This is a genomic window from Prauserella flavalba, assembly GCF_003202235.1.
Lineage (GTDB): Bacteria > Actinomycetota > Actinomycetes > Mycobacteriales > Pseudonocardiaceae > Prauserella_A > Prauserella_A flavalba.
In genome coordinates, this window is the sequence record NZ_MASU01000005.1 from 801,372 (window position 1) to 813,346 (window position 11,975).

An 11,975-nucleotide genomic window follows, 5' to 3' on the forward strand; every position below is an offset into this window, starting at 1 on the left:
AATCATAGATAGCCGTGAAGTGAACCCGAGGACGAAGGAGTACCGGTGGGCGAGACGCACGAGCAACCCCTGTTCGAGCTCCCGGAGGCGTACCGCGCGCTGCGGGACGAGGCGAGGGAGTTCGCCGCATCGGTACGCGACATCGCCGAGCGGGCCGACGAGGCCGACGACATCGACCCCGAGATGCGCAAGCGGCTGGCGGAGACCGGGCTGGCCTCGATCATGGTCCCGGCCGAGTTCGGTGGTCGCTATCCGGAGGTCGACTCCCTGGCGGTGACCGTGGTGCGCGAGGCGTTCGCCGCGGAGAGCGCGCACCTCGACTCGCTGCTCGGCATGCAGGGCATCGGCAGCTACGCCATCGGCAAGGGCGGCAGCGCGGAGCTGCGCGAGGAGTGGCTGCCGAGGGTGGCCCGCCTGGAGGCGATCGCCGCGCTGGCGCTGACCGAGCCCGGTGTGGGCTCCGACCTCAAAGCACTGTCCACATCGGTCGTCGAGCGGAACGGCGAACTGGTGGTCGACGGCCACAAGTCCTTCATCACCAACGCCGGCGACGCGGACTTCTACTGCGTGCTCGCCCGCGAAGGTGAGGGCTACTCGCTCGTGCTGGTACCCGCCGCCGCGTCCGGCGTCTCGGTGGAGAAGACGCACCAGATCATCGCGCCGCATGTGCTCGGAGACGTGCTGCTCGACGGCGTGCGGGTGCCCGCGGGCAACCGGCTGGGGGAGCCGGGCAAGGGCTTCTCGCTGGTGCTGGCCACGCTCGCGACGTTCCGGGTCTCCGTCGCCGGCGCCGCGGTGGGGCTCGCGCAGGCGGCGCTGGAGGAGGCCGTCCGGCACGCCGCGGGCCGCGAGCAGTTCGGGGTGAGCCTCGCCCGGCTCGGTTCCGTTCCCGGCAACCTCGCCCTGTCCTGGACCGACATCGAGGGTGCGCGGACGCTCACCTACCGTGCCGCGGCCGCGGCTGCCCGTGACCCACTCGGCAACCTGCACCTGTCCTCGATGGCGAAGGTCGCCGCGACCGAGGTCGCCGCGCGGGTGGTGGACCGGTGTGTGCAGACGATGGGCCGGTTCGGGCTCGTGCGCGGCAGCAAAATCGAACGGCTGTACCGTGAGGCGCGCCCCATGCGCATCTACGAGGGATCCACGGAGGTCATCCTCGACTCGCTCGCCAAACAACTGGTGAAACGCTTGACGAAATAGTTCGCGACACTCGCCGGGGCGCCTGCGCGGCCCGCTCCCGGTCGCGCCGGTATGCTGCGATTCATTATGACTGACAATGCGGCGTCCGGCGCGGCATGGGAACGCCGGAGCGAGAAGGTTTCGGCCATCATCGCCAGGGAGATCGTGCGCGACATCGCCAAGCGCGATCTCAAGCCCGGCGACATGCTGGAGTCGGAAAGCGTCATGCTCCAGCGCTACCAGGTGGCGCGCGCCTCGCTTCGGGAGGCGCTGCGAGTCCTGGAGACCCACGGGCTCGTCCGGATGAAGCCCGGCCCCGGCGGCGGGCCCGTCGTGTCGGAAGTGGACAGTCGCGAGTTCGGGCGGATGGCCACGCTGTTCTTCCAGGTGCTCGGCATCCAGTTCAGTGAGCTGGTGGAGGCCCGGCTGATCATCGAGCCGCTCATCGCCCGGCTGGCCGCGCAGCGGCACGATCCCGACGACAACGACGAGCTGCGTGCGATCGTCAAGCAGGGCTTCGAGGCGAGCACCGATGCCGAGTGGCTGGTCGCGAGCAACGCCTTCCACGCCAAGGTGCTGTCGATGTCCGGCAACGGGCTGCTCGACATCTTCGCCCGCGCGATGAAGGACATCTTCACCGAGCGTGCCTCCGGAGTGTACGTCGCGCGCAAGCGCGGGCACGTCCGCCGGGTGCACGCCGAGATCGCCGACGCGATCATCGCCGGCGACGCGGAGGTGGCCGAGCGGCTCATGCACGAGCACATGAGCGAGTACGCCAAGACCGTGGCCCGGCGCGAACCGCAGCTCATGAACGAGGTCGTCGACTGGCGCTGACCGGCGCCCATCGACGGGTCAGCCCACGTCCAGCCCGAAGACCCTCGCGAGGTTGCCGCCGAGGACGGCCTCCTCGGCCTCGTCGCCGAGGCCGAGCCGCCGGATCGCGGCGATCTCGGCGGCGGGGTCGGTCATCGGCCAGTCCGAGCCGAACACCACCCGCTCGGTGCCATGCCGGGTGATGAACCGCCGCACCGTGTCCGGGTCGACGTTCGCGACGGACGGCGGCCACGACGTCTCCAGCACGATCGGCAGGCCACGCAGCTCCTCCTCGGCCTCGGCGAGCATGTGGTAGCCGCCGAAGTGGCAGGCGACGAGCCGCAGGTCGGGGAACGTCGTGACGATCTCGCGCAGCATCTTCGGGTTGCTCAGCGCGTTCACCTCGCCGCCGCCGCCCGCGCCGACGTGGGTGATCACGGGGATGTCGCTGCCGAACGCCTCGAAGAGCTCCCACAGCCGGGGGTGCCTGAGCCCGTAGCCCTGGAACAGCGGATGCACCTTCACGCCGTGGATGCCGTGCCTGCGCAGGCTCGCGAGGTTCTCCTCCACGGAGAGGTCCACGTGGACGGTGCCGAACGGTGTGAAGCTCTCGCGGTCGAGCGAGGCGATGAACTCGTTGGTCGCGTCGACGTGGCGGGCCTGACCGGCGACGCCGAGCGCGACGCTGTGCCCCACCTCGCCGCCCGCCATCTGGGCGGCGAGCGTGCCCGCCTTGCCGTCGCCGACGGCGGTCAGGCCCGGCAGCCGGTTGGCCGTCAGCGCCTTCTCGGCGATGCGGTCGGGCCAGATGTGGGTGTGCGCGTCGATGATCACGGGTCCCGCCTCTCTCGGTCGTTCATTGCGCCAGGTAGCCGCCGTCGGCGACGATCGCCTGGCCGGTGATCAGCTCGCACGCGGGGGAGCACAGCCAGACGTTGGCCTCGGCGATCTCCTCCGCGGTGCCGAGCCTGCCCAGCGGGCTCAGCCTGGCCGCCATCGCCGCCTCGCTCTCGCCGCGGGCGGCCCTGGCCTCCCGCGCCATGGGGGTGTCGATCGCGCCGGGGCACACGGCGTTGACGCGGATGCCCTCGCTCGCGTGTTCCAGCGCGGCCGTGCGGGTCAGGCCGAGCACGCCGTGCTTGGCGGCGGTGTAGGCCGGGGAGCCCGCTTTGGCGCGCAGCGACCGGACCGAGCCGACGTTGACGATCGCGCCGCCTCCGCCCTGCCGCCGCAGCTGTGCGAGCTCGTACTTGAGGCACAGCAGCACGCCGGTGAGGTTGATGGCGAGCAGCCGGTGCCACTCGGCGAGGTCCGCGTCGACGATGCCGGCGCGGTCGGGTGTCAGCGCGGCGTTGTTCACCGCGCAGTCGAGCCTGCCGAAGCGCTCGACCGCGGTCGTCACCATGCGCTCGGCGTCCTCCGGTCTGCTCACGTCGGCCTCGACGAAGCAGCCGCCGGCCTCGGCCGCGGCGCCGCGGCCGGCCTCGATGTCCACGTCGGCGACCACGACGTGCGCGCCGGAGCGGGCGAACGCGAGCACGGTCGCCCTGCCCATGCCACTGCCGCCGCCGGTCACCAGGGCGACTCTGCCATCCATATTGATGTTAATCGTTATCCCCAATCAGGTGCGTGTCAAGCAGCTGCGCCGAAGGGCTGGACAACGACGCCGTCGCGGCTTACCGTGTGAAAACTCATACGAATCATAATCATAGATTCGGTCCCCACGGAGGCGTCAGTGAAGATGCGTACGGGAAATCGGGTCCGGTGTGCCCTGGTCGTCGGCACGGCGGCCGTGCTGGCAACGGCGTGTGCGACCTCGTCGGGAACGGGCGGCAGTGGGGGAGAGGGACTGCCCGGCACCGTCAAGATCATGTCGATCAAGGAGATGACGGGGCCGGTCGCGTTCGCGGGCACGCACAGCACGCGCGGCATCGACCTCGCCGTCGAGCAGATCAACCAGCGGAAGTTCCTCGGCGACACGAAGCTCGAGATCGACCTGCACGACAGCGCCGCGAGCGTCCAGGAGGCCGCGAGCTTCGCGACGCAGGCGGTGTCGGACCAGTCGTACTCCGCGATCCTCGGCCCCGCGGCCAGCTCGCAGGCCGCCGCCGTCTCACCGATCGCCGACAAGGCGAAGATCCCGGTGATCTACACGCAGGCCGGCAGCGACGGCGTGCTCGTCGGCGACTACACGTACCGCGTCACCGCTCCGGCGAGCTCGTACTTCCACCACGCCGGCGAGTACCTGAAGAGCAAGGGCGCCAAGACCGCCGCCGTGCTCTACAACAGCGGCAATCCCACGCTCGCCGAACTGGGCCAGGAGACCGTGCCGCAGCTGGCGAAGAAGTACGGCTTCACCGTGAGCAGCTCCGACGGCGTCCAGCTCACCGCGCAGGACTTCACCAACGCCGGGGCCAAGATCGCCCGCGCCAAGCCCGACGCCGTGTTCGTGCTGTTGCAGGGCCCGCAGAACCCGGCCGCGATCACCCAGCTCAAGCAGAACGGCTACTCCGGCGAGATCGTCGGCATGACCTCGATGGGCGCCGGCAACCTCAAGCCGGCCGGGCAGCAGGCCAAGGGCACGGTGTGGCCGAGCGACTTCAGCCCGCACGCCGAGGTGCCCAGCGTCCAGGAGTTCGTCAAGGCCTACCAGGCGAAGTACAACGGCGAGCTGCCCAACAACTACGCCGCCGAGGCCTACGACGCCGCGTGGTTCCTCGCCAGGGGCATCAAGGAGGCCGGCAGCGCCGACCGCACCGCGATCCAGCAGGGGCTGGCGACGGTGGCGAAGCAGGGCTTCGAGGGCGCCGAGGGCAAGCTCCGCTTCGAGGGCAACGACCTGCGCGTGGAGGGCGTGCTCGCGGGCTGGGACGGCAGCGGCGAGATCCTCGTGTCCCGTGAGGCGTCGTGAGTCATGGCGCAGAACCTGCTCAACGCGCTGACGCTGGGCTCGCTGTACCTGCTCTTCGCGCTCGGCATGAGCCTGGCGTGGGGCACGATCGGCATCCTGAACTTCGCCCACGGCTCGATCTTCATGTTCGCGGCGTTCACCGGGCATCTGCTCGTGGGGCAGGTCGCGCTGCCGTTGCCGCTGGTGCTGCTAATCGGCACGGCGGTGGGCGCGGCGCTGTCGGTGCTGGCGCAGGTGCTCGCGTTCGAGCCCATCCAGCGCCGGGCCCGTGACCACCGGCGGGCGGAGCTGCAGATCCTGGTCGGCGGCATCGGCATCGCGACGATCCCGCTGGCGATCGCCCAGCACGCCACCAAGAGCGTGCCCTTCGGGTTCACCGGCAGCACGTTCCAGGTCGAGGTGTACCGGCTCGGCCCGGTGCAGCTCACCAACGTGCAGCTGGTGATCCTCGGTGCCGCGGCGGTGCTGACGGGCGTGCTCGCCTGGTGGCTGCGCTCCGCCCGCACCGGCCTCGCGCTGCGCTCGATCGGCGTCGACGCCGAGGTCGCCACGATGATGGGCGTCAACCGCCGCGGGCTGGCGGTCGCGACGATGGCGGTGGCCGGTGCGCTCGCCGGCATCGCGGGCGTGCTGCTCACCTACTACCTCGGTTCGATCGCCGCCGAGAGCGGCGACGGGTTCCTCATCAAGGCGTTCGCCGCGATCGTGCTCGGCGGCATCGGCTCGATCGGCGGCGCGGTGGCCGGGGCGATGATCCTCGCGCTCGCCGAGACCGTCGTGCTCACGCAGACCTCGGGCATGTGGGTCGACGCCGTGTCGTTCGGGCTGATCTTCGCCGTGCTCGTGCTGCGGCCGCGCGGGCTCTTCGGGCGCAAGGAGGTGCGTCGCACATGATCGCCTGGTACGAGGCGAACGTGGTGCTGATCCAGTCCATGTTCATCAGCCTGCTGCTGGCGCTGAGCATCCAGGTGCCGTTCCGGGCCGGGGTGTTCTCGCTGGCCGGCATCGGCAGCTACGGCATCGGCGCCTACACCGCCGCGATCGTGACGCTGCAGCTCGGCTGGCCGCCGTTCGCCGCGATCGGCGCCGGCATGCTGCTGGCGGCCGTGATCGCCTACCTGCTGGCGCTCGTGCTCGCGCGGCTGTCCGGGCTCTACCTCGGCATGGCCACGATCGCCTACAGCCTCATCCTCTCCGTCGCCGTGATCAACGGCGGCGAGCTGACCGGTGGGGCGCAGGGCCTGTTCGGCGCGGTCAGCGACCTGCAGACGGGGCACGTGGTGGCGGTCGCCGTGGCGGCGGTGGTGCTGCTGGCGCTGTCCGAGCGGGGCAGGCCCGGCCGGTGGATCGACGCCGTGCGCGAGGATCCCGAGCTGGCCGTGTCCGTCGGCGTTCCCGTCACCGCGATCCGGCAGCTGTCGTTCGTGGTCGGCGGGCTGCTCGGGGCGTGCGCCGGTGCCATGAACACGTTGCTGCGCACCACGGTCACGCCCGAGGAGGTCGGGTTCCACCTCGTGGTGCTGGCGCTGACGATGATCATCGTGGGCGGCTCACGGTCGTGGGCGGGAGCGCTGATCGGCGCCGTCGTCTTCACGTGGCTGCCCACCGTGCTCGCGTTCGTCGGCGAGTGGCAGACCCTCGTCTACGGCGTCGTGGTCGCCGTGGCGGCGATCTTCGTGCCGACCGGGATCCTCGGGCTGGCACAGGACTTCGTGCGGCGGCTGCGCCGCCCCGCCCTTCCGGGAGGCAGGCCATGACGGTGATCGAGGCCCGCGACGTCGCCGTGCACTACGGCGGCATCAAGGCGGTCGACGGCGTCGACCTCGCGCTGGAGCCCGGCCGCATCTGCGGGCTGCTCGGGCCCAACGGGTCCGGCAAGAGCACGCTGCTCGCGGCGCTGACCCGGCTCGTGCCGCTCACGCGTGGCACTCTGCTGCTCGACGGCGCCGAGTACCAGAACGCGGCACCGGCGAGCCTCGCGCGGCGCGGGGTCGCCCGCACGTTCCAGACCGTGCGCCTGCTGCCGGATCTCACCGTGGCCGAGAACGTGCGCCTCGGCGCGGACCTGCGCAGGCGGGCTCCCGCCGGGGTCGTCGACGACGCGATCGAGCGCACCGGCCTCGGCGACGTCGTGCGGGCCAGGCCGGGTGAGCTGTCGTACGGCATGTCCCGGCGGGTCGAGATCGCCCGCGCGCTGGCGACCTCTCCCCGGCTGCTGCTACTCGACGAGCCGACGGCCGGGATGAACCAGGCCGAGCGGCAGGAGATCTCAGAGTTGCTGCGCAGGCTGCGCGACGAGGGCCTGACGCAGTTGCTCGTCGAGCACGACGTGCAGCTGATGATCGACACCTGCGACGACCTCGTGGCGATGAACTTCGGCGCCGTGGTGGCGCACGGCAGTCCCGCCGAGGTGGTCACCGACCCCGACGTCCAGCGGGCCTACCTGGGAAAGAAGTGGCGTGCCCATGCTTGAGATCGAGGACCTGCGGGTGAGTTACGGCTCGGTGGAGGCGGTACGGGGCGTCAGTGCGCGGGCGAGCGAGGGGCGGGTGACCCTCGTGCTCGGGGCCAACGGTGCGGGCAAGAGCACGACGTTGCGTGCGGTGGCCGGGCTCGTCCCGGTGCGCTCGGGCGAGGTCCGGCTCGGCGGAGCCCCGATCGTCGGCAGGGCGCCGCACCGGATCGTGCGCGACGGGCTCGTGCTCGTGCCGGAGGGCAGGCGCGTGTTCGCGCCGCTGACCGTGGAGGAGAACCTCGTGCTCGGCGGCTATACGGCGCCGCGCGCGCAGGCACAGCAGACGATGGAACACGTCTACGCGATGTTCCCCGTGCTGCGCGAGCGACGGCGGGGCGCGGCGGGGCTGCTCTCCGGTGGCGAGCAGCAGATGCTCGCGTTCGGCAGGGCGCTCATGTCCTCGCCGAGGGTGATGCTGCTCGACGAACCGTCGATGGGACTGGCGCCCGCGATGGTCGAATCGGTGCTCGGCGCCGTGCGGGAGATGGCCGACTCCGGCATCGCGCTGCTCGTCGTGGAGCAGAACGCCGAACTGGGCCTGGAGATCGCCGACGACGTGGTGGTGCTGGCCCGAGGCGAGGCCGTGTTCCACGGTTCGGCGGCCGAGGCCCGTTCGCATGCGTCGGTGGTGCGGGCGTTCCTCGGGGACGCCGCGCTCACCGGTTGAGTGGTTTCGCAAATTGCTTGCTATGAATATCAGGGAAATCCTTGACTTGATTTTCGCGGGCACCCAAGGTGTCTGTGTGTCACCCGTCACGACGACGTGAAGACGACGAGGAGCTGATCGTGATCAAGAGCTACCGGCGGCTGTTCATCGGGGGCAGGTGGGTCGAGCCGTCCAGCGAGCACGTCATCGACGTGGTCTCGCCCAGCACCGAAGAGGTGCTGGCCACGGTTCCCGAGGCGAGGGAAGCCGATGTGGACGCCGCGGTGGCCGCCGCCAGGAAGGCGTTCGACGAGGGACCGTGGCCGCGCATGAGCCCCGCCGAGCGCGGTGCGATCCTCGCCCGGGTCGGCAAGGAGGTGGAGAAGCGCTTCGACGAGATGGCCGCCGCGTTCACCGCCGAGATCGGCGCGCCGACCGCCGTGAGCACGGCGTTCCACCAGAACGCGCTGAAGATGTGGGACGACGTGTCCACCCTGCACGAGAGGTTCGCGTTCGAAGAGGAGCGCACCTGGGCCGACGGCAACGGCAGGCTCGTGCACGAGCCGGTGGGCGTGGTCGCCACCATCATCCCCTGGAACGGTCCCGTCGCCACCGCGTCGCTCAAGATCGGCCCCGCGCTCGCCGCGGGCTGCACCGTGGTGCTCAAGCCCGCGCCGGAAGGCCCGGTCAGCGTCATGCTGCTGGCCGAGGCGCTCGAGGCCGCCGGCCTGCCCGAGGGCGTGGTCAGCGTGCTGCCCGCCGGACGTGAGGTGGGGGAGTATCTCGTGCGCCACCCCGGCGTCGACAAGGTCGCCTTCACCGGCAGCACCGCCGCGGGCAAGCGGATCATGAGCCTGTGCGGCGAGCGCGTCACCAGGGTCACGCTCGAGCTCGGCGGCAAGTCGGCCGGGATCATCGCCGACGACATCCCGCTCGACCAGGTGCTGCCGACACTGCTCTTCGCCGGCATCGGCCACTCCGGGCAGGTCTGCGCCGCGCTCACCCGCATCCTCGTGCCCCGCGAACGGCAGCAGGAACTGCTCGACGCGATGGTGCCCGCGCTCGAAGCGCTCAAGGTCGGCGACCCGCTTCAGCCCGACACCGTACTCGGGCCGCTCGCCGCCGAACGTCAGCGCGAGCGGGTCGAGAACTACATCCGGATCGGACTGGACGAGGGCGCCCGGCTGGTCACCGGCGGCGGCAGGCCCGAGGGGTTGGACCGGGGCTTCTACGTCCAGCCGACGCTGTTCGCCGACGTCAGCAACGACATGCGAATCGCCCGCGAGGAGATCTTCGGCCCCGTCGTGTGCGTGATCCCGTTCGACAGCATCGACGAGGCCGTCGACATCGCCAACGACTCCGACTACGGGCTCTCCGGCGCCGTGTACGCCCGCGACGCCGCGCTCGCCGAGCAGATCGCCAGGCGCATCCGCACCGGCCAGATCTCCATCAACAGCTGGGGCATGTGCGTCGTACAGCCCTTCGGCGGCTACAAGCAGTCCGGCCTCGGCCGCGAGGGCAACGTCGAGGGCCTCTCCGCCTACCTCGAGACCAAGCTCATCCAGTACGCCTGAGCACCTTCCGCTGCTACTCAACGACGAGGAGCACCCTGTGATCAAGACGATGGCCTTGCTGACCAAGCTGCCGCAGCTGTCCCTCGAACAGTTCGACGCGCACTGGCACAAGCCCCACGGAGATCCGCTCACCCTCGCCATCTCGGTGATCCGCCACGCGGTGCAGAACGCACGGCTCGCGGCGGCCGACGACCTCATCGACGCGCCTTACCACGGGATTCCCGAGGTCTGGCTCGACGACGTGGAGTCGGCGCTCAAGCTGCAGGACGACCCCGCCTACGCCGAGGCGGAGGCCGACCAGGTCCACTTCATGGACATCCCCAAGCTCGCGTTCCTGCTCACCACCGAGGACGCCGTCGATGGCGCCACGGGTCCCGGTGACGCCCAGGGGGTCAAGCTGATCCGGCTCCTGCGCCGCGCACCCGGGCTCGGCCAGCAGGGGTTCGACGCGGCCTGGCACGACGACGCGGACGCCGATCGCGGCCGGGCCGTGGGCGCGTTGCGGCACGTGCGCTCCCGGAGCATCCCGGAAAGCTACGCCGCGGGCGAGCCCGCCTTCGACGCCGTACGTGAGCTCTGGTTCGCCGACCTCGGCGCGCTGCGTGCCGCACCGGTCCGCGACCCCAGGGCCTGGCGCGAACTACTCGAACCCACCACGTGCGATTCCACCGCATCCGTCACCTACATCGCCACCGAGCGCAGGCTGCGCTGAGAGAGCCGGGAGAACACACTTCAATGGCAGAGACGACCACCGAGTTCGACGCGATCGTCGTCGGGGCCGGTTTCTCCGGCCTGTACATGCTCTACGAGCTGCGCAGGCGCGGACTGACCGCGCGGGTGCTCGAGGCAGGCTCCGACGTGGGCGGCACCTGGTACTGGAACCGGTATCCCGGCGCGCGCTGTGACGTGGAGAGCCTCGACTACTCGTACTCGTTCGACGAGGACCTGCAGCAGGAGTGGAAGTGGACCGAGCGCTACCCGGCGCAGCCGGAGATCCAGCGCTACCTCGCCCACGTGGCCGACCGCTTCGACCTGCGCAAGGACATCACGTTCGACACCAGGGTGGTGGCCGCACAATACGACACCCCCAGTGCCACGTGGACGGTCCGCACGGAGGCCGGTGACCGGCTCACGGCCAGGTACTGCATCCTGGCCACCGGCTGTCTCTCGGTGCCGAAGGCGCCGGAGATCCCCGGCCTCGACGACTTCCGCGGCCCGGTGTACCACACGGCCACCTGGCCGGAGTCCGGTGTGGACTTCAGCGGCAGGCGCGTCGGTGTCTTCGGCACCGGCTCCTCGGGTGTGCAGGCGATTCCGATGATCGCCCAGGAAGCCGGGCACGTCACCGTGTTCCAGCGCACGCCCGCGTTCTCGGTTCCCGCGTTCAACGGCCCGCTCGACCCCGAGTGGGAGCGCGAGATCAAGACGAACTACGCCGAGCGGCGCAGGCAGAACCGGGCCTCGGAGGCCGGGATCGTGCGCGGCGACAACCCGCAGTCCGCCCACGACGTGGACGAGGAGCAGCGGCAGCGGGAGTACGAGAGCCGCTACACCAAGGGCGGCTTCGGCATCCTGGGCGCGTACGCGGACCTGATGGCCGACCAGCGGGCCAACGACACGGTCTCGGACTTCGTGCGGCAGAAGATCCGCGAGCGGGTGACCGACCCCGAGGTCGCCGAGCGGCTGCTGCCGTGGGAGTACCCGCTGGGCACCAAGCGCATCTGCGTCGACACCGACTACTACGAGACCTTCAACCGCGACAACGTCACCCTCGTCGACCTGCGCCGCGACGCGCTGGAGACCGTGACGGCGAACGGGGTCCGCACGGCGCGGGGCGAGGTGGAGCTCGACTGCCTCGTGCTGGCCACCGGATTCGACGCCATGACGGGTGCCGTCAACCGGATCGACATCCGTGGCCGTGACGGCGCCGTGCTCGCCGAGAAATGGGGCGCGGGCCCGAGGACCTACCTCGGCCTCGGCACCGCCGGGTTCCCGAACCTGTTCCTGCTGGCCGGACCGGGCAGTCCCTCGGTGCTGACCAACATGGTCACCGCGATCGAGCAGCACGTCGAGTGGACCGGCCGGTGCATCGAGCACCTGCGCACGCACGGCTACCGCACGATCGAGCCCACCGTCGAGGCCGAGGACGGGTGGGTCGACCACGTCAACGAGGTCGCGTCGATGACGTTGTTCCCGAAGGCCGCGTCGTGGTACCTCGGCGCGAACGTGCCGGGCAAGCCGCGCATCTTCATGCCCTACGCGGGCGGTTTCGCGACGTACGAAAAGCAGTGCGACGAGGTGGCGGAGCAGGATTACCGCGGCTTCGCGCTCAAGTAG

General features: G+C 70.5%; 12 protein-coding genes. 10 read left to right on the forward strand and 2 right to left on the reverse strand.

All coding sequences use genetic code 11. The features are described from left to right. Positions 1–45 precede the first annotated feature (45 nt). Both BA062_RS11180 and BA062_RS11185 read left to right on the forward strand, forming a co-directional pair. Positions 46–1,200, forward strand: coding sequence for an acyl-CoA dehydrogenase family protein (locus tag BA062_RS11180; RefSeq protein ID WP_245959774.1), 1,155 nt, complete (start codon positions 46–48; stop codon positions 1,198–1,200). A 66-nt stretch (positions 1,201–1,266) separates the two neighbouring features. Further along, a complete protein-coding gene (locus BA062_RS11185) occupies positions 1,267–2,013 on the forward strand; it encodes a FadR/GntR family transcriptional regulator (protein WP_199542737.1) in 747 nt (248 codons plus the stop codon). An 18-nt stretch (positions 2,014–2,031) separates the two neighbouring features. Here the strand turns inward: BA062_RS11185 and BA062_RS11190 are convergent, their stop codons facing one another. Next, entirely contained in the window at positions 2,032–2,826 is a 795-nt protein-coding gene (locus tag BA062_RS11190) for an amidohydrolase family protein (RefSeq protein ID WP_110335980.1), read from the reverse strand. Between the two features lie 22 nt (positions 2,827–2,848). Next, positions 2,849–3,589 (reverse strand): SDR family NAD(P)-dependent oxidoreductase, encoded by a 741-nt coding sequence (locus tag BA062_RS11195; RefSeq protein ID WP_110335981.1) that lies wholly within the window; start codon positions 3,587–3,589, stop codon positions 2,849–2,851. Between the two features lie 144 nt (positions 3,590–3,733). Between BA062_RS11195 and BA062_RS11200 the strand changes: the two genes are divergently transcribed. From BA062_RS11200 to BA062_RS11235, 8 genes are all read left to right on the forward strand, one after another. Further along, a complete protein-coding gene (locus tag BA062_RS11200; RefSeq protein WP_110337235.1) occupies positions 3,734–4,903 on the forward strand; it encodes an ABC transporter substrate-binding protein in 1,170 nt (389 codons plus the stop codon). A gap of 3 nt (positions 4,904–4,906) precedes the next feature. Next, entirely contained in the window at positions 4,907–5,797 is an 891-nt protein-coding gene (locus BA062_RS11205; RefSeq protein ID WP_110335982.1) for a branched-chain amino acid ABC transporter permease, read from the forward strand. Further along, positions 5,794–6,660, forward strand: a complete 867-nt coding sequence (locus BA062_RS11210; RefSeq protein ID WP_110335983.1) for a branched-chain amino acid ABC transporter permease — start codon at positions 5,794–5,796, stop codon at positions 6,658–6,660. The genes BA062_RS11205 and BA062_RS11210 overlap by 4 nt, the downstream gene beginning before the upstream one ends. Continuing rightward, positions 6,657–7,376 (forward strand): ABC transporter ATP-binding protein, encoded by a 720-nt coding sequence (locus tag BA062_RS11215; protein WP_110335984.1) that lies wholly within the window; start codon positions 6,657–6,659, stop codon positions 7,374–7,376. The genes BA062_RS11210 and BA062_RS11215 overlap by 4 nt, the downstream gene beginning before the upstream one ends. Continuing rightward, a complete protein-coding gene (locus tag BA062_RS11220) occupies positions 7,369–8,085 on the forward strand; it encodes an ABC transporter ATP-binding protein (RefSeq protein WP_110335985.1) in 717 nt (238 codons plus the stop codon). Before BA062_RS11215 ends, BA062_RS11220 begins: the two co-directional genes overlap by 8 nt. A 119-nt stretch (positions 8,086–8,204) precedes the next feature. After that, entirely contained in the window at positions 8,205–9,638 is a 1,434-nt protein-coding gene (locus tag BA062_RS11225) for an aldehyde dehydrogenase (RefSeq protein ID WP_342768899.1), read from the forward strand. A gap of 37 nt (positions 9,639–9,675) precedes the next feature. Further along, positions 9,676–10,350, forward strand: coding sequence for an EthD domain-containing protein (locus tag BA062_RS11230; protein ID WP_110335986.1), 675 nt, complete (start codon positions 9,676–9,678; stop codon positions 10,348–10,350). Between the two features lie 23 nt (positions 10,351–10,373). Next, positions 10,374–11,975: a flavin-containing monooxygenase gene (locus BA062_RS11235; RefSeq protein ID WP_146240024.1), complete on the forward strand. Its 1,602-nt coding sequence runs from the start codon at positions 10,374–10,376 to the stop codon at positions 11,973–11,975.

Coding starts and splice junctions, on each gene's coding strand:
- BA062_RS11185 (WP_199542737.1), top strand. CDS start 1,267: ATGACTGACAATGCGGCGTCCGGCGCGGCATGGGAACGCCGGAGCGAG.
- BA062_RS11195 (WP_110335981.1), bottom strand. CDS start 3,589: ATGGATGGCAGAGTCGCCCTGGTGACCGGCGGCGGCAGTGGCATGGGC.
- BA062_RS11200 (WP_110337235.1), top strand. CDS start 3,734: ATGCGTACGGGAAATCGGGTCCGGTGTGCCCTGGTCGTCGGCACGGCG.
- BA062_RS11205 (WP_110335982.1), top strand. CDS start 4,907: ATGGCGCAGAACCTGCTCAACGCGCTGACGCTGGGCTCGCTGTACCTG.
- BA062_RS11210 (WP_110335983.1), top strand. CDS start 5,794: ATGATCGCCTGGTACGAGGCGAACGTGGTGCTGATCCAGTCCATGTTC.
- BA062_RS11215 (WP_110335984.1), top strand. CDS start 6,657: ATGACGGTGATCGAGGCCCGCGACGTCGCCGTGCACTACGGCGGCATC.
- BA062_RS11220 (WP_110335985.1), top strand. CDS start 7,369: ATGCTTGAGATCGAGGACCTGCGGGTGAGTTACGGCTCGGTGGAGGCG.
- BA062_RS11235 (WP_146240024.1), top strand. CDS start 10,374: ATGGCAGAGACGACCACCGAGTTCGACGCGATCGTCGTCGGGGCCGGT.